This window comes from Devosia sp. LjRoot16 (assembly GCF_964252795.1).
Lineage (GTDB): Bacteria > Pseudomonadota > Alphaproteobacteria > Rhizobiales > Devosiaceae > Devosia_A.
The window spans coordinates 640,867-664,714 of record NZ_CAXUPH020000003.1 but is presented as its reverse complement, the minus strand read 5'-3'; the positions used below and the strand labels follow the sequence as shown (position 1 = coordinate 664,714).

Below are 23,848 nucleotides of genomic sequence, written 5' to 3'. Positions count from 1 at the left end.
AGACAATGACGGCGCGGCGGGGGAGGTGACAGGTGTCGACCCGGCTTGGCTATTTCCTCATCGCCGACATTACCGGCTACACCCAGTATCTGGGAGCGTCGGAGCTGGAGCATGCGCAGCAGACGCTGACGGCGCTGCTCAACCTCCTGATCCACGACACGCGGCCGCCGCTGGTGATCTCACGGCTCGCCGGCGATGCGGTGATCAGCTACGGGCTGAGCGACAATTTCCTCACCGGCCAGACCTTCGCCGAGACCATCGAGGACACCTATGTCGATTTCCGCAGGGCGATCGAGCGGATGGTGCACAACACCACATGCCCCTGCAATGCCTGCCGCAATATCGGCACGCTGGATCTGAAGTTCTTCGTCCATCATGGCGAATTCGCCGTGCAGAAGCTCGATGCACATGACGAGCTGGTGGGCTCGGAGGTGATCCTGATCCATCGGCTGCTGAAGAACCACGTGACCGAGGCGACCGGCTTCCGGGCCTATACGCTGTTCACCGATGCGGCGCTGACCCGGCTCGGGCTGGGGACCGAGGGGCTGGTGGCGCATCAGGAGAGCTACGAGAATTTCGGCCCGGTCGCAGTGTGGATCGAGGACATGCATCCGGTGTGGGAAGCGAAGCGCCAGCTGACCCGAGTGAGCATCCCGGGGGACAGCGAGCTGATGCGGGTGAGCGCCGAGATCGCGCTGCCGCGCGAGCGGGTGTGGGACTATGTGGTGCAGCCCGAGCACTACCGGGTGCTGCTGGCGGCGACGCATCTCGATATCAACGGCAAAAGCGCCGGGCGGGTAGCGGTTGGCAGCGTGTTCCAGTGCTACCACGGCGACGCGATCATTCCGCTGACGGTGCTCGAATGGCAGCCATTCGAGCAGATGCTGGTCGAGTATGTGTCGCCGGTACCGATCCGTGGGGTGTCGGGGCTGACCGAGCTGCGGCTCGAAGACTCGGGGACCGGCACCCGGCTGACGCAGATCTTCAGCAAATCGAGTGGCCCGTTGCTGGGCCGGATGATGTCGGATGCCGGGCTGAAGTCGTCGGCGAAACAGTTCCAGCACGATATCGAGCAGTTCGCGCGGCATATCGAGGCGGACCATGCGCAGCATCCGCCGGAGGACGCGATGCCGACGATCGCTGCGGCGGAGATCGGCGCGGCGGCGCGCCAGAGCCTTGGCGAGATCGGCGCCTAGAGCCTTTCACCGCCGATCCGACGAGCGTTAATCCCAGCTCTTGACGCTGCGCAGCTTCTTGGTGGCGCCGCGCTGCGACTTGCCTTCGAGGCGGCGTTGCTTGGAGCCGAGGGTAGGGCGGGTCGGGCGCCGGGGTTTTGGCGGGACCAGCGCCTCGCGCAGGATGGCGACGAGGCGGTCGATGGCGTCGTCGCGGTTGAGCGGCTGGCTGCGCAGGCGGTTGGCGGTGATGACGATGACGCCCTCGGTGGTGAGCCGGCTGCCGGCGAGAACGGCGGCGCGGTGCTTCAGCGGCTCGGGCAGCGACGGCGAACCCATCAGGTCGAAGCGGAGCTGCGCCGCGCTCGACACCTTGTTGACGTTCTGGCCGCCCGGGCCGGGGCTGCGGATATAGTCGATCGAAATCTCCGACAGCGGGAGATGCACGGCGCCGCCGATGTGGAGAGAGTCGGGAATGGGGGAGGGCTCCGCAGGTTGGAGGCGGAGCTTAGCACGGACGCCTGAGCGTGTGGCCACCCCCACCCTTGATCCCTCCCCACAAGGGGGAGGGAGAAGCAGAACTGAGATCGTGCCGTTAGCGCCTCCCTCCCCCTTGTGGGGAGGGGCCGGGGTGGGGGTGGCCACACGCTCGAACTAGTCCGCGTCCATCACCGAGCCGCAGGTGAGGTTCATGATGGCGCCGCTGATGGCGGTGGCGCGGTCGGAGGCGGCGAAGGCGGCGGCGCTGGCGACCTCGGCGAGGGTGGGCATGCGGCCGAGAATGGTGCCGGCGGTCATGTAGGCCTTGATCTCGCGAACCAGCTCGGCGTGCTCGGGGGCGGAGGGCCAGGTCTCGGGGATGGCCTCCGAGCGGAGGCAGACGACGCGGATACCTTTGGGGCCGAGTTCGGCGGCGAGGGTGCGCGACAGCGCTTCGATGGCGGTGCAGGCGATGCCGAAGCCGCCGGCGCTGTGCTCCATCTGGTCGCGGCCCGAGAGATGGGCGCCGGTGGACGACAGGGTGAGAATGACGCCGGAGCCCTGCTTGACCATCTGGCGGGCGGCGGCGAGGCCGGTGAACAGGTGCGTGCGGACGCCGGCGGTGATCGGGGTGAGCACGTCCGCGCTGTTCATGTCGATGAGGCGCGTGCCCTGCAGGTGGCCGAAGATCGAGATGGCATTGAAGGTGACGTCGATGCGGCCGGCTTTGGCGGCGATGGCATCGGCATGGGCGCCAACCGCGGCTTCGTCGAGGGCATCGACTTCGGCGGCCTCCGCCTCGCCGCCCGCGGCGTTGATGGCGTCGGCGATGGCCTGGACTTTGGCGAGTGTGCGGCCGGCGAGGAACAGGCGGGCGCCATCGGCAGCGAACTGCCGGGCGGTGGCGGAGCCGATCCTGCCGGCGGCACCGTGGATGATGGCGATCTTGTCGGCGAGCATGGGAGGCCTTTCCGGTTGAGAGGCTGGTGCGTGCTGACCCCCACCCCTGTCCCCTCCCCGCAAGGGGGAGGGAGACCAAAACACAATGTCCGTGCGGGCGTCTCCCTCCCCCTTGCGGGGAGGGATCAAGGGTGGGTGCACAGCCACCGGCGCTGGTGATGAGGTCAGGTCAGCTGCGGCAGCTGGATGCCCTTGGCCAAAGCCGCGGCGTATTGCTCTTGTTTGTTAAAGAGCGAGTTCCAGCCGCCGACATGGCTGTCGCGCGAGGCGACGGAGGTGAAGGGGGTCTGGTGGAAATGCTGGGTGGTGCGGCCGGCGCGTTCCTCGAACTGCACGGTGATGGTGGTGGGCACGGTTTCGCCGGCCCCTTCGTCCCAGGCGAAGCTGAGGACGATGCGCTTATGCGGCTCGATCTCGAGATACTCGCCGCCTGACCAGCTCTTGGGGAACATCGACGAGGTCATGCCGACGCGCCAGGCGCCGCCGGGGCGGAAGTCGGAGCTAAGGTCGGTGACGGTGAAGCCTTCCGGACCCCACCAGCGGATCATGTGCTGGGGCTCCTGCCACATGCGCCAGACGATCGACAGCGGCGCATCGAAGCTGCGGGTGATGAACAGCTCGTCGTCGCGCAGCTTCAGGTCCTCAGTGCGCATTTCAGTTCTTTGAGCCATTGTCATCTCCCTTGGTGATCTCTTCGAGATAGGCGCCCATCTTGTCGAAGCTGCCTTCCCAGAACATGCGGTAGCGCGCGAGCCAGCCATCGACTTCTTGCAGCCGGGCGGTTTCGAGTTTGCAGGGCCGCCACTGCGCCTCGCGGCCGCGGCTGATCAGGCCGGCGGTCTCCAGCACCTTGAGGTGGCGCGACACGGCCTGCAGGGTAATGTCGAAGGGTTCGGCCAGCTCGTTGACCGTTGCCTCGCCTTCGCTCAACCGGGCCAGCAGGGCCCGGCGGGTCGGATCGGCGAGGGCCGAGAGCGTGGTGCTGAGTGGGTCGGTAGCGGAGTACATATTCAACACTTTCGTTGATCAACGTTTGTGTTGAATACGCCTCGCCTTGGTTGCTGTCAAGCGGCACGGCCGCGGCGGCGGAGCAGCAGGATGAAGAAGCCGCCACCAACCAACCCGGTGATGATGCCGATGGGCAGATCCTGCGGCGGGATGATGATGCGGGCCAGCATATCGGCGAGGACGAGGAAGATGGCGCCGAGCAGAGCCGACAGCGGCAGCACCCGGCGATAGTCGCCGCCGACCACCAGGCGGACGATGTGCGGGATCATCAGCCCGACAAAAGCGATGACGCCGGAGAAGGCCACGGCGGCGCCGGTCAGCAGGGCCGAGACGATGAACACCAGCATGCGGAAGCGCCCGGCCGGGATGCCGAGCGTGGTGGCGCTTTCGTCGCCGAGAGTCATGGCGTTGAGGTGGCGCGCGTTGGCGATGAGGTAAGCGCCGCAGGCGAGGAGCGCGACGAGCGGGTAGGGCAGTTGCGCCCAGGTTGAGAGCCCGAGGCCGCCGAGCATCCAGAAGATCACGGTGTGGGCGGCGCGCGGATCGCCGAGAAAGATGGCGAGGCTGCCGCCGGAGGTGATGATGAAGCTGACGGCGACGCCGGCGAGGATCAGCCTGCTGGCATCGGTGGAGCGGGTGAGATTGGCGACGCTGACCACGATGGCGGTGCTCAGGAGCGCGCCGCCGAAGGCGAAGAGCGGCACGGTGGCGAGGCCGAGGAACATGCCGGTATGCAGCAGCACGATGATGGCGCCAAGCGCCGCGCCCGAGGAAATGCCGAGCAGGTGCGGATCGGCGAGCGGGTTGCGAGTCACCGATTGCAGCGCCGCGCCGACCAGCGCCAGGCTGGCGCCGACGGCGGCGCCGAGGATGACGCGGGGCAGGCGGACCTCCCAGACGATGTTGTCACGACCGGCCGACCAGCTGACCTCGACGCTGCCGGGGGCGAGATGGTGGGCGACGACCGACCACACGGTATCGAGCGGAATGGCGATGGCGCCGACGCTGACGGCGACCAGCGCGGTGACGAGGAGCAGCGCGGCGAGCGCCAGCACCAGCGCCGGGGTGGCGTGGACGAGGGCGTGGCGCGGGCCGGAGAGGTGGCGGTGGGACATGGGGGCTTGCTTGCTAACTTGGACCGCCGGCGCGGGCCGACCCCCACCCCTGTCCCCTCCCCCTCAAACAGGGGGAGGGAGACGCTGTCCTCGATATCTGTGGGAGGGTCTCCCTCCCCCTTGCGGGGAGGGGACAGGGGCGGGGTCAGCCCGCGCCGGCTTCGCCTACTCCGCGAACGCCGCCGCCAGGTGCTTGATCGCCGCGATGTTGCGCGGGCCCGGGGTGGCCTCGACATATTGAAGCGTAACGAAGCGGTTATGCCTTACCGCCGGAATGTCCTTGAAGGCCGGGTTGTTGCGCATGAAGTCGGCCTTCTGCTCGGCGGTGACTTCGCCGTAGTTGATGATGACGATGACGTCGGGGTTGCGCTCGATCACCGGCTCCCAGCCGATCTCGACCCAGCTCGAGTTCACGTCGTCCATGATGTTGGCGCCGCCGGCGGCTTCGATCAGTGCGGTGGGGATGGCGTAGCGGCCCGCAGTGAAGGGCTTTTCCTCGCCCGAGTCATAGATGAAGACCTTTGGCGGGGTGTCGCGCCTGGGTAGCGTCGCGGTGGAGGCGGCGAGCTCGGACTGGTAACCGGCAACCAGCGCTTCGGCGCGTTCGGAGACGCCGAAGATTTTTCCCAGATTGAGCAGGTCGACATAGAGGTCGTCGATCGCGGCCTTGGGCTTGTCCATGATGTGGATGCAGCTTTCGGTCAGCTCGTAGACCTTGATGCCGAAGGCACCGAGGGTCTCCGGGGTGATTTCGCCGCCGACCTTCATGCCGTAGTTCCAGCCGGCGAAATAGAAGTCGGCATCGGCGCCGAGCAGCACTTCCTTGGTGGGATAGTCAGGCGACAGCTCGGGCAGTTCGGCGACGCCGGCGCGCAGCGTTTCGTCGAGCGTCTTCCATTCCGACACTCCGGTATAGCCGGCCATCGAGCCGGTGAGGCCGAGGGCCAGCATCATTTCGGTGAGGTTGACGTCGTTGGAGACGGCGCGGCTCGGGGCGGCCTCAAAGGTAACGTCACGGTTACAGCTTTTGACGGTGACCGGGAAGCCGGAGGCGAAGGCGCTGGTCGCGGCGAGCGCGACAAGCGGGGCGGCGAGGAGGCTGAGGCGCATGGAATTCTCCCTTAGCGGCGCGGGTCGAGATGGAAGGAAAAGCGGGGGCGGCCGGTAGCCGGATGGCTGTCGATGGCGGTCTCGACGGCAAAGGTCTCCCGGATGGCCTGAGGCGTCAGCGTCTCCAGCGGCGGGCCGAGCGCCGCCTGCCGGCCATCGGCGATGACCAGCACGCGATCGGCATGGGCCGAGGCGAGCGCCAGGTCGTGCAGCGAGACGATGATGGTGGTGGGTAGCGCCGCCAGCAGCGCCAGCACCTCAAGCTGATGGCGGATATCGAGGTGGTTGGTGGGCTCGTCGAGGATCAGCAGATCCGGTTTCTGCACCAGGGCGCGGGCAAGCATGACGCGCTGCTTCTCGCCGCCAGAAAGCGAGGCAAAATCGCGGGCAGCCAGCGGCGCGAGGCCGAGCAGATCGAGGGCGGCTTCGACTGACGCGTAACCGCGCGGTGACCCATCATGCTGATGCGGGGTGAGGCCGAGCTCGATGATTTCGGCGACGCTGAGACCGAAATCCGAGGCCGGCTCCTGCAGCACGGTGGCGATGCGGCGGGCGGTGGCGCGGGGCGGCAGCGACCAGAGGTCGGCGCCATCGAGGCGGACCGTACCGGCGGTGGGGCGGTGGTAGCGGTAGAGGCAGCGCAGCAGGCTGGATTTGCCGGCACCGTTGGGGCCGACCAGCGCCAGCATCTCGCCGGGCGCGACGACAAAGCTCAGATCGCGGACGATCGGGACGCGATGCGACGGCCCCCAGCTCAGGCCTTCGACCGAGAGGGCGGCCGGGCTAGAGCCGACCAGGGATCGGGCAAGCTCCATGGGAGGCCTCCGCGCATAGGCGAGGGCTGACGGGCGAACCGATCAAAATGCGAGCTGCGATGCGTAGTCGTAGCGCCATCGACGTTCCCCTCGGCACACCCCGGCCGGGTTACAGTGAGCTGTCGAGGCAGGTCTCCTGGCTCGCGGGTCACAGCGCCTCCGAACCTTCCCAACCCGTCGGGTCAGTGGTGTCTACGGAAGAGCTCGCCGCTTACAGTTGCGGGGGCAGCCACGGTTTTGCGCCCTGATGGGTACGTCGCACCGTGTTCCCTTTTAATCCCCGTTGGCTTGGCGGCCGCCGAGGAACCTTGAACCGGCGCATAGAGCGTGGACTCGGTGGCGATGTCAATTGGCAGGGAGGTGGTCTCAGAGCATGGCGCTCCGGCGGTGCAGTGATCGCCTTCTCCCCTTGTGGGAGAAGGTGCCCGAAGGGCGGATGAGGGGTTCTCTCCGCGGGCTCCGTCGCTCGTCGCCTACGCTCCGATCGCGCTACACTTCGTTGCGCGGACCCCTCATCCGGCGCTGCGCGCCACCTTCTCCCACAAGGGGAGAAGGCAAGAGGGTGACCATCGCTGACATGCGTGCATTGGCACTGCCGGGAAGTGGCAATCCAAAAGGGATCGCGGACCCGACACCGTGCGGCGGGCCGGGTCCGCGTCGTGAGGGAGGGGAGGCGCCCCGCCTCACGGGCTATCGAGCGTCGCAGCTCGATGGGAGAAATGAACTGAGATGTGCCCCCTCAGTGCCACCGACTCGGCAGCTTAGGAGCAGTGCATCACAGCCCAGCTGACAGAGCGCTGAACGTCGGTTGCAGAAATGGTTCAGAAACCGCATCCGACCGTCCGTTCCCCGGCAAGGCGATTGTGCGGGCAAAAAAAGCTCACGAACCCAGCGATCGGCGCAAAGCCATCAGTCGACATTGTATATTGAATTAGTAGTCTAAAGTCTCATTGCCGAGCATGGAGCGCGGCACCGGGGACCGATGTCGAAATGACCACCGAGGACAGACAGCTCAAACTCGGCGCCTTCATTATGGCGACCGGGCATCATATCGCGGCGTGGCGGCACCCGGATTCGGACGCCGATGCCGGACACAGCATCGACCACTATCGCGGCCTCGCCGAGACGGCCGAGCGCGGCAAGTTCGACCTGGTGTTCGTTGCCGATAGTCCGGCCGGCTGGGATGGCGACAAGGACGCCGAGACGCGCAGCCGAGTCAGCCATTCGGCGCATTTCGAGCCGGTGACGCTGTGGTCGGCGCTGTCGCAGGTGACCGAGCGGATCGGCTTCGTCGCCACGGCGTCGACCACCTATGAGGATCCCTATCTCCTCGCCCGCAAATTCGCCTCGCTCGACCATATCTCGAAAGGCCGCGCCGCCTGGAATGTGGTGACGACCGGCGCCGACGTGTCGAAGAACTTCTCGATTGCTGGCCACCCGGCGCATGCCAACCGCTACGAGCGGGCCGAGGAAGTCGTCGATCTGGTGCTCGACCTGTGGGACTCCTACGAGGATGATGCACTGATCCGCGACAAACAGAGCGGGGTCTTTCTCGACCCTGACAAGGTCCACAAGGTCAATCACCACGGCAAGTTCTTCGATGTCGCCGGGCCGTTGAACGTCGCCCGTTCACCGCAGGGCCGGCCGGTGGTGGTGCAGGCCGGCGCCTCGGAGCCGGGTCGCGAACTGGCGGCGCGCACCGCCGAGGTGATCTTCACCGCCAACCAGACGCTGGAAGATGCGCAGGAGTTCTATTCCGACATCAAAGGGCGGCTCGCCAGGTTCGGCCGCCGGCCGGAACAACTGCTGATCATGCCGGGCATCTTCGCGGTGCTGGGTGGAACGGAGAAAGAGGCGCAGGAGAACTACGAGTTCATCCAGTCGCTGGTGCACCCGACGATCGCCTGGTCGATCCTCAAGCAATATTATGTCGGGGTCGACCTGTCGGGCTACTCGCTCGATGACAAGGCGCCGCCGCTGCCAACCAATACCGAACTCAACAAGAGCCGGCTGAAGCTGGTGTCGGACCTCGCGGCACGCGGGCTCAGCCTGCGGCAGCTCTACCTGTCGCTGGCCACGGCGCGCGGCCACCGGACGGTGGTCGGAACGCCCGAGCAGGTGGCCGACGCCATCGGCGAGTGGTTCCACGGTGGGGCGGCTGACGGCTTCAACATCATGCCACCGGTGCTGCCCACCGGGCTCACCGACTTCGTCGACCAGGTGGTGCCGGTGCTGCAGCGGCGCGGCTGGTTCCGCACCGAATATGAAGGCGCGACGCTCAGGGAAAATCTCGGGCTCGCGCGGCCGGTCAATCGTTTCGTCGAACGCGCTGCGGCGCAGAGCCAGAGGAGCGCCTGATGGCCGGGCTGAATATTGTCGGATTTGCCGGCAGCTCGTCGCGACCGTCGCGGACGCGCAACCTGGTGGAAGCGATCGCCGAAGCGGCGGCGCAGCGTTCGGGAGCCAAGGTCTCGATCTTCGATCTGCAGGAGATCCAGCCCTCGCTGGGCTCGACCCTCGATCCGCGCTCGGCGCCGGCCGATCTCGCGCAGCTGATCGCAACGATCACCGCCGCGGACGCGCTGGTCGTTGGTTCGCCGATCTACAAAGGCACCTATACCGGGCTGTTCAAGCACCTGTTCGACCTGATCGAGCCCAAGGCGCTGAAGGGCAAGCCGATCGTGCTTTCGGCAACCGGCGGCAGCGAGCGGCACGCGCTGGCGATCGACCACGGGCTGAGGCCGCTATTCGCGTTCTTTTCGGCCGATATCATCGCCACCGGCATCTATGCCAGCGAGCCGGACTTCGTCGACTACCAGCCGCACAGCCCCGGCCTGCTGAAGGGGATCGAACGGGTGGCTGAGGAACTCGACTGGCGGCTGCGGGGCAAGCGCGTCGAGGCGGCCGAGCCGCAGCGCGCCATCGCCTGATTTCAACCTGTTTCTGATGGAGACGACGATGATCGATCGCAGATCGACACTGAAGCTATTCGCCGCGGCGTCGGCGCTGAGCCTCGTGCCAAGCGTGGCACGGGCCGAGGATACGGCCAAGGAATTCCGCATCGGCTGGCAGAAGGGCGGGGTCTTTGCGCTCGCCAAATCGTCGGGGGCGCTCGACAAGCGGCTCGCGGCGCGCGGCGTCAAGATCACCTGGTCCGAGTTCACCTCGGGGCCGCCGCTGCTCGAGGCGCTGGGCGCCAACGCGATCGATTTCGGCTCGACCGGCGACATCCCGCCGCTGTTCGCCCAGGCGGCGGGTGGCGACCTGGTCTATGTGGCGGCCAGCAAGAGCAGCGTCGCCGGCTCGGCCATTCTCGTCAAAAAGGACTCGCCGATCCAGTCGATCGCCGACCTGAAGGGCAAGAACGTGGCGTTCAAGCGTGGCTCCAGTGCGCATAATTTTGCAGTCAAGGCGCTGCGCACGGTCGGGCTGACGCCGGCCGATGTCGAGGCGCTGGATCTGGGGCCGCCGGATGCGGCGCCGGCCTTCGCCAGCAACCAGATCGATGCCTGGATCATCTGGGACCCCTATTATGCGATCGCCGAACAGGCGCCGGATACGCGCGTGCTGGTGACGACCGAAGGCATCGTCGACTCCTGGGGCTACTACCTGGCCAATGGCGGCTACGCCAAGGAGAACCCGACCATCCTCGCCGAGGTAATCGACGAACTGGCGAGGGTCGGTAAGGCGGCGCAGGCCGATATCGAGGCCACGGTCGGCGAGATCTCGGCGGTGACCGGCGTGCCCGAACCGATCCAGAAGATCGCGCTGACCCGCAAGGGCGCCGACCTCGGCGCCATCCAACCGCTCGACGACAGCATCCTCACTTACCAGCAGGCTCTGGCCGACGAATTCTTCGGGCTGGGGATCCTGCCGAGGAAGCTCTCGATTGCCGAGGTCTTCTGGCACGCGCCGGAGCTCTAGAGCATTCCGCCGTTTCGCTGAAACGACGAAATGCCTGAGGCCTTTGATTTGTCGCGCTTTCAGGGAGACGCGAAATGACATTGGTTGCCGAGCTTCCCAAACCGGCCGCCTTGCCGGGTGGGCCAAACCTGCGCCAGGCGGGACGGTGGATTTCGTCCCGGCTGGGCGGCGCGCTGCCGCTGCTGCTGCCGGTGGCCATCGTCGTCGCCTGGCAGACGGCCTCGAGCCTGGGACTGATCGGCAACCGGCTGATGCCGGCGCCGCTCGATGTGCTCAGGGCCTTCTGGGACAAGACGGTTTCGGGCGAGCTCGGGGTCAATATTGCGGTCAGCGCGCAGCGGGCGCTGTCCGGGCTGTTCGTCGGCGGCTCGATCGGCTTCCTCCTGGGGATCGCCAACGGTGTTTCCAGCCTGTCGCACCGGCTCACCGACACGACGCTGCAGATGATCCGCACCATTCCCAACCTGGCGCTGATCCCGCTGGTGATCCTGTGGTTCGGCATCGGCGAAGAGGCGAAGCTGTTCCTCACCTCGCTCGGGGTGTTCTTCCCGATCTATCTCAACACGCTGCACGGTGTGCGGACGGTCGATCCACAACTGATCGAGATGGGGCGGGTCTATGGGATGAACGGCTGGACCTTGTTCCGCAAGGTGATCTTCCCGGGCGCGCTGCCCTCGATCTTCGTGGGCCTGAGGTTCTCGCTCGGCATCATGTGGCTGACGCTGATCGTCGCCGAAACCATGGCGGCCTCGTCGGGCATCGGACACATGGCCAACTCGGCGCGCGAGTTCATGATGACCGATGTGGTGGTGCTGGCGCTGGTGATCTACGCGCTGCTCGGCAAGCTGGCCGATGCGACGGCGCGGTTCCTCGAACGGCGGACGCTGCAATGGCACCCGGCGTTCCAGACGCCGGCGAAAGGGTGATCCGATGAGCCAGATTCAGCAGGCCCGCAAGTTCAACGCCTGGGGCAAGGGGATCGAGCCGGAGTACGGTCCGCAGGCACCGGCGCCCGCGGCAGAGCGCGGCAGTGCGGTGGGCATCCGCATCGAGGGGCTGGATAAGTCGTTCGGCAGCGTGCCGGTGCTGCGCCAGCTCGATCTCGAGGTGCCCGCAGGGCAGTTCCTCGCCATCGTCGGCAAGAGCGGCTGCGGCAAGAGCACGTTGCTGCGGCTGCTCACCGGTCTCGACGAGCCGACCGGCGGGCGCATCACCTTCACCGGTCCGGGCGGCGAGGCAGTGACGCCGAATGCCCGGATCGTGTTCCAGGAGCCGCGGCTGCTGCCGTGGGAGCGCGTCGCCGGCAATGTCGCAGTGGGCCTGGGGCCGGGCCAGGGCGGCCGCCCGGCCAAGGAGAAGTCGCTGGCGGCACTGCGCGAGGTGCAGCTCGACGAGAAGGCTGGCGACTGGCCGGCGCAACTCTCCGGCGGGCAACGGCAGCGCGTGGCGCTGGCCCGTGCGCTGGTCAGCCGGCCGGACTTTTTGGCGCTCGATGAGCCGCTGGGCGCGCTCGATGCGCTGACCCGCATCACCATGCAGGGGCTGGTCGAGCGGGTGTGGCGGGAGCAGGGGTTTACCGCGCTGTTCGTCACCCACGATGTCGGTGAGGCGGTGGCGCTGGCCGACCGGGTGATCGTCCTCGACGAGGGCCACGTCGTGCTCGACATCCTGGTCCAGCACGAGCGTCCGCGGTTGCGGGGCGCCGAGGACCTGGCGCGGATCGAGCGACAGTTGCTCGACGCGATCTTCCGGCGCTAGGTGCAAGAAGCAAAACGCCGCCCCGGGGCAATAAGCCGGGGCGGCGCTTTGTGTTCAGTCAGGCGGCGCTCAGCGGACGCGCAGCGAGCTGATGTTGTCGTTGGCACCGCGCAGGTTCGGCACGCTGCGTGAGATCACGATGCAGCGGCCGTTGAAGTTGGCGCGCTCGCAGACCAGGGCCTGCGCATCGCCGCGGATTTCGATCGAGCGGATCGAATCGTCCCAGCGGCCGAGACGGGCCAGCCGCTCACCCGGACGAGCGCAGAAGCTGTCGCCGCGGAAATTGGTGTTCTCGTAGAAGCAGACGCGGTCGCGGTTGCCACCCGGACGGCCAGGCCGCATGTCGAAGCCGCCCGAACCGATCTGGAAGCTGAAGCCGGGGACGTCGAAGCCGATGCTCACATCGACATCCGGCCGGCTCGGGCCCGGGCCCGGACGATCGGGGACGATGACGCGAGTATCGATATCGTCCTCATCGTCGAAGCCGGAATCGTCGTCGCTGAGGAAGCTGGCGGAGACCCAGCCATCCGGACCCTGCTTGATCACGTAGCACCAGCCCCCGGAGCAGCGATCGATCTCGACCTGCTGGCCGGGGCGCAGCACATCGACCACGGCGCCGTTCACCGGCGCGGCGCGGACATTGACGGTGCTGGTGGCGACGGCGGCGTTGGCCGCACCGGCGAAGAACAGCGAGCCGAGCAGCACGGTGGCGGCTCCTGCCAGTTTGATGGGATGCATGAATAGTCCTCTCTTGGTGACGCTTTGGGGCATTTATCGATTGTCGCCGCGAGGCCGAAACGGCCCGAACGCAAGGGAGTTCCATGCATTCGTGTCGATTGCGCCTAAAATGCAAACGCCGCCCCGGGAGTTCCTCCCCTGGGCGGCGTTCGGCTCTCAGTATGGTGAAGCGTCAGTTAACTTCGTAGGACGAGATGGCGTTGTTGAGCTGCTTGGGCAGCGAGGCTTTGGACGAGCTGATATCGGCGCAGATGCCTTCGAGGTCGAAATCGCGGCAGACCAGCACGTCGGCATCGCCGAACACCTCGATCGAGGAGATCGAGTCGTTCCAGCTGCCGCCCAGCGCATCGTCGCTGTCGCCGGGCTCGACGCAGAAGCTCGCGCCGTTGAAATTGGCGTTCTTGTAGAAGCAGACTTGGTCTTCTTCTTCTTCTTCCGGCTCCGGCAGGGGCTGCGGCTTGGGCTGGTTGCCGATGCCGATCGAGATCGACGGCTTGCCGTCGCCGCCGACACCGAAGCTGAAGCTGAACGGCACGTTGGACGCGGGCTTACCCTTGTTGAGGCCGCCGAGGCGGTTCTGGCGCACCCAGCCATCGGGGCCCGGGATCTGGATCAGGCAGACGGTGCCCTGGCAATCGAGCACGGTGACAAGCTGGCCTGCCGCGACGGAATTGACCACCGGCGAGTTCGGGTTGGCGGTCTTGCGGACGTTGGAGTCCTGCAGCATGTGGGCATTGGGCGCAGCGAAGGCAGGCGCGACGGCAAGGCCGACAAGCGCGGCCAGCGCTGCGGCGGCGACGAGGTTGAGACGCTTCATGAGGATGTTCCCTGATTGACGGCACCGGGATCGGTGCCGCGGCGCGAGATCAGCAGGGCATCAGGTGCCGCGCGCCGAACGCTGCCGACAAACAGCAGTATTCGCGATTCGAGGCGAAATCGACTGAATTGCAAAACAAACGGCCCGCGCCGGGGGAGGCAGCGGACCGGTGGTTACTGAGCCTGGCAGGCGAAACTCAATAGACCCACATCGAACTCACGTTGTTGTCGAGGAAGCCGTGCAGGCTGGTCTGGCTGTCGTTGACGCGTTCGCAGTAGCTGTGGAACTCGCGATCGCGACAGAGGTCCACCGAGACGTTGCCCTCGATGCGGACCGACGAGTAGCGGTTGTCGGTGTCGAGCAGCAGGAAATCGCGGACGTGGGTGCCGGGCTTGGCGCAGAACGAGGCGCCGGTGAAGTTGTGGCCTTCGTAGAGGCAGACGATGCCCGGGCCGCCCCAGTTGTAGGGAATGGGCGCCAGCTGCCAGGGGTGGCGGATCACCTTGCCGAAGGCGATGTCGTAGAGGCGGGTCCAACCGGCGTCACGCCCGGCATGGACGTGGCACCACTGCTTGGAGCAGCGATCGACATAGATGCGGACGTGGCCGTCGATCTCGCCGGTGACGTCATAGGCCTTGCCGGGGCCTTCGAACAGCACGAGCGGACGGACCGACCAGGCGGGCGAGCCCACCGGCGCCGCGGTCGCGGCGGCCGTGCCGAGAGCGAGAAGGGCTAGTGCAGACAGGCAGGCGAGCAACTGCTTCATCGAAAATGCCCCGTACCAAATAATCAGAGACGAAGCGTAGCGCCGCTGCATGACGGTTGGAAGGGTGCGCCGGCAACAGGGTGGGGGAAAGTTGGCGGGGTACCGGCCGCAAAAGACTGTGGCTCCGCACACCCCCCTCCGAGCTGCGCCAGGTCGCTGCCGCTCCCAAGCTTCGCTTGCCTCCCCCGTCGAGGGGGAGGTGGGCATCGAGTCTTGGGCTGGACCGGTCGGAATGGAAGAGGATCAGTAGCGGAAAGGCGCCGCGCGGAATCCCTCGCGCAGCGCCTCCCTCATCGTCCCGGGGAAGAGGCCACCCATCCCGGGACGGGATAGGTGAAGCTTTGCGATTGTGGTGCTGAACGGGTGCTGAACGGCTGTCGGTTCAGCGTGGGATGACGCGCTTCTGGCCCTTGTCGTCGAGGGCGACGTAGACGAAGCGCCCTTCGGTGACCTTTACGCGGTCGGCGAGCCGGTTGCGGCGAGCCCAGGCCTCCATGGCGATGGTGATCGAGGTGTTCCCGACCCGCTCGATCGTGGTGTAGACGCACAGCACATCGCCGACCTTAACCGGCGCGATGAAAGTCATGGCTTCGACTGCCACGGTGGCGACGCGACCCTGGACGCGCTCGACGGCGCAGATCGAGCCGGCAATATCCATCTGGCTCAGCACCCAGCCGCCAAAGATGTCACCGGCCGGATTGGTGTCGGCCGGCATGGCGAGGGTGCGGATGGTCAGCGCACCATTGGGCTCGGCGGTGGAGGCTGCGTCGGTCATGCGCGAGGTCCTTTCGGCGGCCAGCGGCCGATTTCTTCTTCCCAGTGCCGACGGCAGAGCGAGACATAGACCGATTTCTCGATCGACACCTGGTTGCCCTCGGTGAGCGCGCCGCCTTCGGTGTCGCGGCGCACCACCATGGTGGCCTTGCGGCCGCAAAAGCAGATAGTGCGGACTTCGCGCAGCTCGTCGGCGACGGCGAGGAGCTCCGAGGAGCCGGGAAACAGCTTGCCCTGGAAATCGGTCCTCAGGCCATAGCACATCACCGGCACATCGAGCCGGTCGGCGACGCGAGCGAGCTGCCAGACCTGGTCGGTAGTAAGGAACTGCGCCTCGTCGACGAAGACGCAATCGACCTTCGATTCCTGCAGGTGATCGTTGACGCGCTGGAACAGGTCGTCTTCGCCATTGAACATTTCGGCATCGGCGGAAATGCCGAGCCGCGAGGTGATGCGGCCGACATCGCCTTCGGCATAAAGCGAAGAAGTGAACAGCAGCGTGCGCATGCCGCGCTCGACATAGTTGTAGGATGCCTGCAGCAGCAGGGTCGACTTGCCGGCGTTCATCGCCGAGTAGGAGAAGTAGAGCTTGGCCATGCGGCTGTTCATGCCGCAGGCGAGGGGCGGCGGCGAGGCCAATCGGTCGCTCTCAACAAAAAATCGGCCGCCTGGCGGGGGCGGCCGATAAGAATGCCGAATTGGGGCTCGGCGCAGGACATACGAATTGGCGGCGATGTCCTGCTCATAAGGACCGTCCGGCTGCCGATAGTGGCGGGTGCAACCGGGTCTAGGCCGGAACAATGGGGACGTTCCGGACACCCGCAAGCTATTGAGCCGACGTGACAAGCAGATGACGAACGGTTTCATATTGGCGACATTATCGCACCGTAGCGGAGAGCTGCGGGCAGGGCTGCTGGAGAGGCAAATGAAGACCTTCTGGAAGGCTGGATTGGGTTTGGCGATGGCGGCGGCAACGGCCGCGCCGAGCATGGCGCAGGGCGTCGATGTCACCGGCATGTGGCGCCCGGACAAGAACTCCGACTACGAGATGAGCATGTGCGGCAAGGACAATGCCCAGCTCTGCATCAAGGTCGTGGCGCTGCGCGGCAACATGGATAGCGACAAGAACCGGCCGTACCTCAACACCTACCTGATCGACAAGGCGAAGCCGAGCGGGCAGGGGCGCTGGAAGGGCAAGCTCAGCCTGTTCGGCCAGACCGGCGATGCGACGCTGACGCTCAATGGCGCCAACACCATGAACGTCAAGGCCTGCGCCTATATCGTGGTGTGCCGCGAGATCACCCTGACGCGGGTGCAGTAGGCCTCAGGCGGGGCGCGGATCCCGGCGTTGCAGCGCTGGGACCGCTTCTACCAGGATGATGGCAAAGAAGATCAGCGCCGCGCCGGCATAGCCGACGGGGGGCAGGCGCTCGCCCAAGAGCAGGGCGCCGCCGAGCGCCGCGAACAGGCTTTCAGCCGAAAGGATGATCGCTGCGTTGGCGGAGGGGACGTGCTGCTGGCCGATCGCCTGCAAGGTGAAGGCGATGGCAGTAGACATCAGCCCGACATAGAGGATCTGCACCCAGCCGCCGAGAATGCCCTGGAGGTCGGGAACCTCGAAGACAAAGGCGAAGGCGAGGCAGACAACGCCGACACTGAGCACGGTGATGGCCGAGAGTACGATCGGCAGGCCGGTCTGGCGGGTAAGCAGGCCGAGCATGAAGACGTGGCCGCCCCAGAACACGGCGCTGATCACCACCAACAGATCGCCGAAGTTGAAGCTCTCGAAGCGACCGCCGTTGAGGTAGAAAATGCCGACCAGCGCCAGCGGGGCGCCGAGATAGATGATCGGGTGCGGTTTGGCCCGGATCACCAGGAAAGCGATCAGCGGCACGAACAGCACGTAAAGCGCAGTGAGGAAGCCCGAATTGGTGACGCTGGTCTGGGCGAGGCCGTATTGCTGCAGCAGCGAACCGGCGAAGAACGCACCGCACAGTACCGCGATCTGCAGCCAGAGACGCGGGGTGAACTGGGCAGCCAGCGGAGCCTTGCGGCGGAGCTCGATGAGCGCGAACGGCAGCAGCGCGACGCCGCCGAGCAGGAAGCGCGTGCCGCTGAAGGTCAACGGTCCCATATGCGCCATGGCGGCCTTCTGCGCGACGAACGCCAGACCCCAGATCGCGGTGGCAATGAGCAGCAAGAGGACGGCGAGCGGGCGGGACATCGGCGCTGTGTAGCCGGAGCGACGGGCCCGCGTCGAACGGATTTTGGCGATGGGAGCGATCAGCCGGCGTGATGGGGGCCGTCTGCTGCAGTGAGCCTTACTTCAGCTCTGCATCCAGCGCTTCGATCAGCCGCTGCACTTCGGCTTCGGCAGTGTAGTGGGTGAACGAGACGCGCAACACGCCGTGGCCAGGGTTGAGGCCGAGGGCTTCGAGCAGGCGGTAGGCGTAGAAGTGCCCGCCTGAGGCCATGATCTTGTGGCGGGCCAGGCGGTCGGCGGCTTCGACGGCAAGCTCGCCGAGCGCCAGCGAGATGGTCGGCGCGCGCTTCGCCGGATCGGTGGGCCCGATAAGGCGGACATTGTTCTTGGAGCGCAGGAACTCCATCAGCGGGGCGAGGAGGATTTCCTCCTGCAGCCGCATCGCGGTGTGGGCCTTGCGGAACGGATTGGCGCCTTCGACCCGATCGCCGGCGAGCTCGGCAACCCGCTCGAGATAGTCGGCGACACCGGCGCTGGCGGCGATCTGGGCGTGGTCGGGGCCAGCCGGCGTCAGCCGCTTGCGCGGCTGGGTATCGTTGAAGAAGTGCCCCTGGTTGGGGAGCTCCGAGGCCAGCGAGGGGCGGATCGCCATGACGCCCTGGTGTGGCCCGAACACCTTGTAGGCGGAGAACAGGTAGACGTCGCAACCCAGCTCGAGCAGGTCGGGCAGGCCATGTGGTGCATAGGAGACGCCATCGACCACGGTGACGGCGCCAAAGCTCTTGGCCTTCTGGACGATCTCGTGGACCGGGTTGATCTCGCCGACGATGTTGGAGGCGTGCGGGAAGCAGACGGCGCGGACCTTGCTATCAAGCAGCTTGTCGAGCGCGGCGGGATCGAGATGGCCGGTGACCGGGTCGACCTGCCACTCGCGGATGACGATGCCCCGATCGGCCAGCCGGCGCCACGCGCCACCATTGGCCTCATGATCCTGGTTGGTGACGACGACGGCGTCGCCGGGCTTCAGCCAACCGGCGAAGGCATGGCCGAGCGTATAGGTGTTGCCGGAAGTGGAGGGGCCGAAATGGATCCAGTCCATGCCGACATTGAGCGCCTGCGCCATGCGGCGATGCGCCAGGTCCATGGCCGCCCCCGCTTCGCGCGAGGCGGGGTAGAAGCCATAGGGCTGCACCTTGGTGGCGCGGTAGTAGTGGTCGAGGCGGCCGAGCACCTGCTGCGACGTGTAGGAGCCGCCGGCGTTCTCGAAAAAAGCCCAGCCATCGAGGCTCGGTTCGCGAAAAGCCGGGAACTCGGCGCGGATCAGGTCGGTGTCGAGGGGCAGGGCGGTCATGAGTGGCGCTCGGGAGATCAGATGCCCGATGGTTAGCGGAGCGATGTGACCGCGGCAATGCGGCGTGTGGATAAAGGGGGGGCGGTACGGTTGTGAGAAAAGGGAAGAAGCCCCGGCGGGAGGGGCGCCGGGGCTTCTCTTGGGGACGGCCGCAGCCGGTCGCGTTGGGGCTCGGACCGGCGGGGACTGGGGTCAGCCGTCCAAACCAGGGGCAGCGGGGCGGTGGGGCAGGTGCTTGCCCGGATGCTGGAACTTGCCCTGCATATGGCGGCGCGGGGCGAGCTCGCGCTTCTGGGTGTCGGTGAGGCTTTCGTAGAAGCTCCTGAACTGCGGCAGCAGTTCGCTCATCGCGGCGAGGCGGGCTTCATCGAACTTGAGGCGCTGCTCGAGGCGCAGGATCAGGTCCGGACGCTCGCCCCGGTTGGCGTTCTTGCCGGGACGGATGGTGTCGCACTGGTCGGCGAAATCGGTCTGCGCAGTCAGCGCCGTGGTGCGGAAATCCTCGAACAGCTTTTCCTGGTCCCTGGTCAGCTGAAGCTTGTTGGCCATGCGGTCGAGGCGGCGCTCCAGCCGGTCGGCGGCGCGGTTGTTGCAGGAGAACTCGGCGAAGCGGAAGGCGCCGCCGGCGGCGTCGCGGCGGAACTCGAGGGTGCGATTGTCACTGCGCGGGCGATCGGGACCGGCAGCGAAAACCGGGCTCATGGCGGTGAGGCCAAGGGCGGCAACGAGGGCGGCGAGGATGGTGGCTCGGGTCGGGGTCATCGGGGTCTCCCATCAGTTGAGTGGCAACGGGAAAAGGATGTGCTGCGTCGGCTTGCCGGGGTGTTGCGGCAAGGTGAAATCGCGGCAAGGTTGGAAAGGTGGGGCGGCTCGCCCAACGGCGACATCGCGGCCGTGGCGCACCCCCTCCGAGCTCTGCCAGGTCGCTTCACTCCCAAGCTTCGCTTGCCTCCCCCGTCGAGGGGGAGGTGGGGATCGCGCATGTGGCTGGATCACGCCAAGGTCACCGGCGGACACCCTCCCCTTGACGGGGAGGGATGGGGTGGGGTGCGCAGCGCGCACGTTTTTGAGATGATCGCCGATCGCTACGACGCGATGTACTCTTTCAGCGCCAGGGCTTCCTGCTCGGCTTCTTCGATCTTGCGCTTCACCACGTCGCCGATCGAGACGATGCCGGTCAGTTTGCCGGCTTCGACGATGGGGATGTGGCGGATGCGGTGGCGGGTCATGGTTTCCATGAGGTCCGAAACCGAGCTGGCCGATGTGCAGGTGATGACCTTGCTGGTCATGACGTTGCGTACCGGGCCGGCGAGAACCGCAACAGGGTCCTTTTCGAGGTGACGGACGACGTCGCGCTCGCTGAGGATGCCCGCGACCTTGCCTTTGGCGTCGACGACGACCACGGCACCGATCTTCTTGGAGTTGAGAATGCGGACGGCTTCGGAGAGCGGCGCGCCAGCTTCCACCGTGAAGACGGTGTGGCCCTTGGATTGAAGGATAGTCTCGACTTGCATCGTTGTTCCTCCTCTCAGGCGGCCATAGTGCGCCAAAGGTGAGGAACGGACAAGAGTCTGGGTCGGCTTGCCGTTATGGCGGCGTTTGGGAGGCAACCATTTGGCCAACCCACCGGCCTGACACCTCCCCCTTGATGGGGGAGGCCGGGAGGGGGTGGGGCGGCAGGCGTGATGGCGAAGCGGACGAACCTGCCCGCAGTCCCGATCTCGCTCAGTATTCGTGGCTCACCCCCCTCCCAGCCTCCCCCACAAGGGGGAGGTGCCAGAGAGTGCCGTGATTACTGTGCGGCCGGGGCCTTGAGGTCGCGCTTTTCGTCCTGGGTGGACGGGGCGGGCGTGTCGAGCACCGGGAGTTCGACCGGTTCGCCGCTGGCTTCGGCGACGACGTTGAGCTTGCCGGCGAGCGCCGCCGGGTTGGTCTCGGCGGCGGCGAGGTCGGCGAGGCCGATGCCCGCTTCATCCTTGGCGGTGATGGTCAGCTTCAGGTGCGAAGCGCCGCTGAGGAAGGTGCCAAGCTGCTGGGCAGCGGTCAGCGCCTCGGTGGTGTTGCCGAGGAAGGCGAGCGTCATGCCCTGGGCCATGCCGGCGACGGCAGTGCGGAAGGCGGCCTCGGACTGGCCGGCATCCTTGGCGCCGGCGGCGAAGGCGAGCGCGCTCATGCCGCGGTCCTCGATCTCGATGGTGACATCACGCAGGGTGAGCAGCATCGCGGCCATGGTGGCTTCGTCGGTGTTGTCGGCGAACAGCGACTCAGTGGCGTTGCCGAAGGTGCCCGAGAGGTTGACGCGGCCGAGTGCGCCCATGTCGATCAGCACGTCATCGACCTTGATGGTGGACGACGCCTGGTCCCAGGCGAGCTTGGTGCCGAGCGAGATGTCCAGCTTGTCGACGCCGCGGGCGAGGAGATCCGCGACCGGCAGCTCGGTCATGTCGGCGGTGATCGGCAGGATGAAGTTGGAAAGGTTCAGCGCGATGTCGGCCGGAATCCCGTTGATGTAATTGCCGAGCGTCGCGTCGAAGGCGCCGAGCGTGCCGGTGATGCGCTTGCCCGAGGCTTCCGGATCGGGCACGTCGATGGTGAGATCGGCAAGGCTCATGCCGTCGAGCGCGGGAACGAGCTTGCGCCAATTGGCAGTGAAGTAGGCCTCGTCGAGCTTGGTGGCCGCTTCGATGGCCGCGACGGCGGCAGTGAAGTCCATCTTCTTCCAGGTGAAGTTGCCGAACTTCAGCAAGCCGTCATTTTCGACCGTCATGTCGAAATCGTCGAGCGAGATCGCCGGATAGATCGCCGGCTCGAAGCCGCCGACGGTGATCGGGCCCGAGGCGACGGTGAGCGGGTTGCCCTTGTCGTCCTTGCCCGAGCAGCTGAAGCCGCTGAAGGTCATCGGCGTCGAGGAGAAGGCGGTGAACATGTCGGCGTAGAAGCGGACGAGCTTGTCGACCGTTTCGGGCGCCACCTCGGTGCCGGCCTTCTGCGCCGCATCGGCTTCGACGATCAGCGCGTTGATCTCGGTGAAGTTCTGCTTGAGCGGCCGGGCGCTGAAGCTGCCGAGCTCGCCAGTGCCGAACTCGCAGCTGAAGGCGTCGCCGCCCTTCAGCGAGCCGCCGGAGAACTTGAAGTCGGCATAGACCTCTTTCATCTCGGTGCCGGCTGCAGGGGCAGCGGTGAGACCATAGAAACCGAGCAGGGCGGCGAGATCGAAGCGGCCAACCGACATTTCGCCGAAAGTGCCGGTGACGCTTTCGGCGCCGCTGAAATCGGCGCCGCCGACATGGGCGGAGGCCGCGACGCCATCGGCGACATCGGTGAGGGTGATGTCACGATAGGTGATCACCGACGGGCCGGCGCCCTCGACATAGCTGGGATAGCTGACCTTGATCTCGGGGATGGTGACCGACTTGGCATCGAGGGTGGCCAGTGCATCGAGCGCGCCCGGCGCACCGGTGAACAGCCCACGCACCGCACCTTCATTGATGTTGCCGTCGACCACTTCGACACTGGGGACCGACAGCTCGTAGGGGCCGGTGGCGGCGCCCTGGGTGATGCCGGTGACCGAAAGGGTTTCGGCGGAGGCGCCGGTGACGGCAAGGCCGGCAAACACGGAGCCGAGCAGAAGGGCGCGCAGCGGACGCAGGCGGCCGAGCGGAGCAGAAGCGATACGGGTCATGTCGGTTTCCTCAGTCGCAAAATCATGAGACGCCGCGTCCCGCGCTCACCTTTGGGTGAGGGAGGACACGGCGCGGGGAACGGCCCGAAGCGAGCGTCACCGGCTTCTAGACTACCCTAGCTAACGGGAAGATGAACGGCGGAGCGCGAAACGCGTTGAATTACGCCGTTTCAGCCTTCGCCGTGACCGGGCTTCCAGGCGGAAAGCGGATTGGACTGCCGGGCTTTGGGCGGCTGCAGGCCTTCGCGCAGAATGGCGCGAACCACTTCGACGAGGATGGCGAAGAGCAGGGCGCAGAGCGGCACGAACAGGAGCACCACGGCAGTGTCGATCTCGCCGGCGCCGATGATGGCGCGCGGCGGGATGAGGCCGAGCAGCAGCGCGATGCCGGCGCCGACGAAGGTGAGCGAGAACGAGATGGCGGTTGCCGCACTGAGGGCGTTGCGGAACAACGGCCGGCGCAAAGACGGTCGCTTCGGCTGGGGAAGCTTGGTGGGAGACATGAGGACTCGCTGACTCGGCAGATCACAACGCAGTGATAAGGCTCACTGAATGCGCGGATGTTTCGTTGCTAAAGGGGTGAAGCGGGTACGATTTGAAGGCGATCGTGTGGCGAAAACCCGCCAGGCGACATGGGGAGACGGGAGCATGCGACTGTTCGTAACGGGGGTCAGGCTGGTGCTGGTGGGGCTGTTGGCCGCCTTCCTGATGATTGGAATGGCGGCGCGAGCCGAGGATCAGGCCAGCGAGGCCGCGGCGCTCGAGCCGTGGCAGAGCGTGATCACCAGCCAGATCGAAGCGTTTCGCAGCAAGGATGCCGCCGGGGCGTTCAGCTATGCCGGGGCAGGCTTTCAAGTGACGTTTCCAAGCGCCGAGGCGTTCTTCAACGCCATCGTGACGGCAGGCTACGCGCCGATCATGGAATCGCGCTCGCACAGCTTCGGCAAGTTCCAGAAGCTTGGCGACAAGGCAGTGGCGCAGGAAGTGAAGTTCGTCGGCAACGACCAGGGGCTCTACAGCGCTATCTATATGCTGGCCGAGGAGGCCAATGGCTGGCGGGTGCAGGGCGTGCAGCTCGCCAAAGCGGCCGGCGTCGGAATCTGAGCTTTCCTGAGCCGAGGATGAACGGCGGTATCAGTGAATGTTCAACGGCTTGGTGCGAAAAGTGGACA

General features: G+C 66.2%; 26 protein-coding genes and 1 riboswitch. Of the genes, 8 read left to right on the top strand and 18 right to left on the bottom strand.

The window, feature by feature from the left end:
* The first annotated feature begins 32 nt into the window (after positions 1–32).
* Positions 33–1,196, top strand: a complete 1,164-nt coding sequence (locus ACSQ23_RS17670) for a DUF2652 domain-containing protein (protein WP_056001038.1) — start codon at positions 33–35, stop codon at positions 1,194–1,196.
* 27 nt (positions 1,197–1,223) lie between these two features.
* Here the strand turns inward: ACSQ23_RS17670 and arfB are convergent, their stop codons facing one another.
* The 7 genes from arfB to ACSQ23_RS17635 form a co-directional block, all read right to left on the bottom strand.
* Positions 1,224–1,712, bottom strand: coding sequence for an alternative ribosome rescue aminoacyl-tRNA hydrolase ArfB (gene arfB, locus ACSQ23_RS17665; protein ID WP_436091387.1), 489 nt, complete (start codon positions 1,710–1,712; stop codon positions 1,224–1,226).
* Positions 1,713–1,829: 117 nt separating this feature from the next.
* A complete protein-coding gene (locus tag ACSQ23_RS17660; RefSeq protein WP_436091386.1) occupies positions 1,830–2,615 on the bottom strand; it encodes an SDR family NAD(P)-dependent oxidoreductase in 786 nt (261 codons plus the stop codon).
* A gap of 164 nt (positions 2,616–2,779) precedes the next feature.
* Positions 2,780–3,286 (bottom strand): SRPBCC family protein, encoded by a 507-nt coding sequence (locus ACSQ23_RS17655; RefSeq protein ID WP_436091385.1) that lies wholly within the window; start codon positions 3,284–3,286, stop codon positions 2,780–2,782.
* Positions 3,270–3,623: an ArsR/SmtB family transcription factor gene (locus ACSQ23_RS17650; RefSeq protein WP_436091384.1), complete on the bottom strand. Its 354-nt coding sequence runs from the start codon at positions 3,621–3,623 to the stop codon at positions 3,270–3,272. Before ACSQ23_RS17650 ends, ACSQ23_RS17655 begins: the two co-directional genes overlap by 17 nt.
* Positions 3,624–3,679: 56 nt before the next feature.
* Positions 3,680–4,738, bottom strand: a complete 1,059-nt coding sequence (locus tag ACSQ23_RS17645) for a FecCD family ABC transporter permease (protein WP_436091383.1) — start codon at positions 4,736–4,738, stop codon at positions 3,680–3,682.
* A gap of 165 nt (positions 4,739–4,903) precedes the next feature.
* Entirely contained in the window at positions 4,904–5,848 is a 945-nt protein-coding gene (locus ACSQ23_RS17640; protein ID WP_436091382.1) for an ABC transporter substrate-binding protein, read from the bottom strand.
* 11 nt (positions 5,849–5,859) lie between these two features.
* Complete coding sequence (locus tag ACSQ23_RS17635) at positions 5,860–6,663, bottom strand: ABC transporter ATP-binding protein (protein WP_055880593.1); 804 nt, start codon at positions 6,661–6,663, stop codon at positions 5,860–5,862.
* 109 nt (positions 6,664–6,772) lie between these two features.
* A riboswitch (cobalamin riboswitch) is annotated at positions 6,773–6,989 on the bottom strand.
* A 664-nt stretch (positions 6,990–7,653) separates the two neighbouring features.
* Here ACSQ23_RS17635 and ACSQ23_RS17630 point away from each other — a divergent pair.
* From ACSQ23_RS17630 to ACSQ23_RS17610, 5 genes are all read left to right on the top strand, one after another.
* Positions 7,654–9,021 carry an LLM class flavin-dependent oxidoreductase gene (locus ACSQ23_RS17630; protein WP_436091381.1) on the top strand — a complete coding sequence of 456 codons (1,368 nt, stop codon included), beginning with the start codon at positions 7,654–7,656 and terminating at the stop codon, positions 9,019–9,021.
* A complete protein-coding gene (locus tag ACSQ23_RS17625) occupies positions 9,021–9,593 on the top strand; it encodes an NAD(P)H-dependent oxidoreductase (protein WP_436091380.1) in 573 nt (190 codons plus the stop codon). Before ACSQ23_RS17630 ends, ACSQ23_RS17625 begins: the two co-directional genes overlap by 1 nt.
* Positions 9,594–9,621: 28 nt before the next feature.
* Positions 9,622–10,587 carry an aliphatic sulfonate ABC transporter substrate-binding protein gene (locus ACSQ23_RS17620; protein ID WP_436091379.1) on the top strand — a complete coding sequence of 322 codons (966 nt, stop codon included), beginning with the start codon at positions 9,622–9,624 and terminating at the stop codon, positions 10,585–10,587.
* Positions 10,588–10,661: 74 nt separating this feature from the next.
* On the top strand, positions 10,662–11,513 hold the full coding sequence (locus ACSQ23_RS17615; protein ID WP_436091378.1) for an ABC transporter permease subunit: 852 nt from the start codon (positions 10,662–10,664) through the stop codon (positions 11,511–11,513).
* A gap of 4 nt (positions 11,514–11,517) precedes the next feature.
* The gene (locus ACSQ23_RS17610) at positions 11,518–12,345 is read left to right on the top strand and encodes an ABC transporter ATP-binding protein (protein ID WP_436091377.1); all 828 of its coding nucleotides are present in this window, start codon (positions 11,518–11,520) and stop codon (positions 12,343–12,345) included.
* A gap of 69 nt (positions 12,346–12,414) precedes the next feature.
* Here ACSQ23_RS17610 and ACSQ23_RS17605 read toward each other — a convergent pair whose 3' ends face one another.
* The 5 genes from ACSQ23_RS17605 to ACSQ23_RS17585 all read right to left on the bottom strand — a co-directional run bounded on the left by ACSQ23_RS17605 (position 12,415) and on the right by ACSQ23_RS17585 (position 16,037).
* The gene (locus ACSQ23_RS17605; protein ID WP_436091376.1) at positions 12,415–13,083 is read right to left on the bottom strand and encodes an SH3 domain-containing protein; all 669 of its coding nucleotides are present in this window, start codon (positions 13,081–13,083) and stop codon (positions 12,415–12,417) included.
* Between the two features lie 172 nt (positions 13,084–13,255).
* Positions 13,256–13,900: a peptidase inhibitor family I36 protein gene (locus ACSQ23_RS17600; RefSeq protein WP_436091375.1), complete on the bottom strand. Its 645-nt coding sequence runs from the start codon at positions 13,898–13,900 to the stop codon at positions 13,256–13,258.
* Between the two features lie 196 nt (positions 13,901–14,096).
* Positions 14,097–14,666 carry a peptidase inhibitor family I36 protein gene (locus tag ACSQ23_RS17595; RefSeq protein ID WP_055880574.1) on the bottom strand — a complete coding sequence of 190 codons (570 nt, stop codon included), beginning with the start codon at positions 14,664–14,666 and terminating at the stop codon, positions 14,097–14,099.
* A 382-nt stretch (positions 14,667–15,048) separates the two neighbouring features.
* Positions 15,049–15,441 carry an acyl-CoA thioesterase gene (locus ACSQ23_RS17590; RefSeq protein WP_055880571.1) on the bottom strand — a complete coding sequence of 131 codons (393 nt, stop codon included), beginning with the start codon at positions 15,439–15,441 and terminating at the stop codon, positions 15,049–15,051.
* Positions 15,438–16,037 carry a thymidine kinase gene (locus ACSQ23_RS17585; protein ID WP_056001947.1) on the bottom strand — a complete coding sequence of 200 codons (600 nt, stop codon included), beginning with the start codon at positions 16,035–16,037 and terminating at the stop codon, positions 15,438–15,440. The genes ACSQ23_RS17590 and ACSQ23_RS17585 overlap by 4 nt, the downstream gene beginning before the upstream one ends.
* A 328-nt stretch (positions 16,038–16,365) precedes the next feature.
* Here ACSQ23_RS17585 and ACSQ23_RS17580 point away from each other — a divergent pair, with 328 nt between their 5' ends.
* Positions 16,366–16,761, top strand: a complete 396-nt coding sequence (locus ACSQ23_RS17580; protein WP_436091374.1) for a DUF2147 domain-containing protein — start codon at positions 16,366–16,368, stop codon at positions 16,759–16,761.
* Between the two features lie 3 nt (positions 16,762–16,764).
* Here ACSQ23_RS17580 and ACSQ23_RS17575 read toward each other — a convergent pair whose 3' ends face one another.
* The 6 genes from ACSQ23_RS17575 to ACSQ23_RS17550 form a co-directional block, all read right to left on the bottom strand.
* Positions 16,765–17,664 (bottom strand): DMT family transporter, encoded by a 900-nt coding sequence (locus ACSQ23_RS17575; RefSeq protein ID WP_436091373.1) that lies wholly within the window; start codon positions 17,662–17,664, stop codon positions 16,765–16,767.
* Positions 17,665–17,761: 97 nt separating this feature from the next.
* Positions 17,762–18,994: an aminotransferase class V-fold PLP-dependent enzyme gene (locus tag ACSQ23_RS17570; RefSeq protein WP_436091372.1), complete on the bottom strand. Its 1,233-nt coding sequence runs from the start codon at positions 18,992–18,994 to the stop codon at positions 17,762–17,764.
* Positions 18,995–19,186: 192 nt separating this feature from the next.
* Positions 19,187–19,756, bottom strand: a complete 570-nt coding sequence (locus tag ACSQ23_RS17565; RefSeq protein ID WP_436091371.1) for a Spy/CpxP family protein refolding chaperone — start codon at positions 19,754–19,756, stop codon at positions 19,187–19,189.
* A 323-nt stretch (positions 19,757–20,079) separates the two neighbouring features.
* Positions 20,080–20,508, bottom strand: coding sequence for a CBS domain-containing protein (locus tag ACSQ23_RS17560; RefSeq protein WP_055880559.1), 429 nt, complete (start codon positions 20,506–20,508; stop codon positions 20,080–20,082).
* Between the two features lie 278 nt (positions 20,509–20,786).
* Complete coding sequence (locus tag ACSQ23_RS17555) at positions 20,787–22,676, bottom strand: hypothetical protein (protein ID WP_436091370.1); 1,890 nt, start codon at positions 22,674–22,676, stop codon at positions 20,787–20,789.
* 170 nt (positions 22,677–22,846) lie between these two features.
* Positions 22,847–23,140 carry a hypothetical protein gene (locus ACSQ23_RS17550; protein WP_436091369.1) on the bottom strand — a complete coding sequence of 98 codons (294 nt, stop codon included), beginning with the start codon at positions 23,138–23,140 and terminating at the stop codon, positions 22,847–22,849.
* Between the two features lie 184 nt (positions 23,141–23,324).
* On the opposite strand from ACSQ23_RS17550, the gene ACSQ23_RS17545 reads away from it, so the two are divergent.
* Entirely contained in the window at positions 23,325–23,780 is a 456-nt protein-coding gene (locus tag ACSQ23_RS17545; protein ID WP_436091368.1) for a DUF4864 domain-containing protein, read from the top strand.
* Positions 23,781–23,848 lie beyond the last annotated feature (68 nt).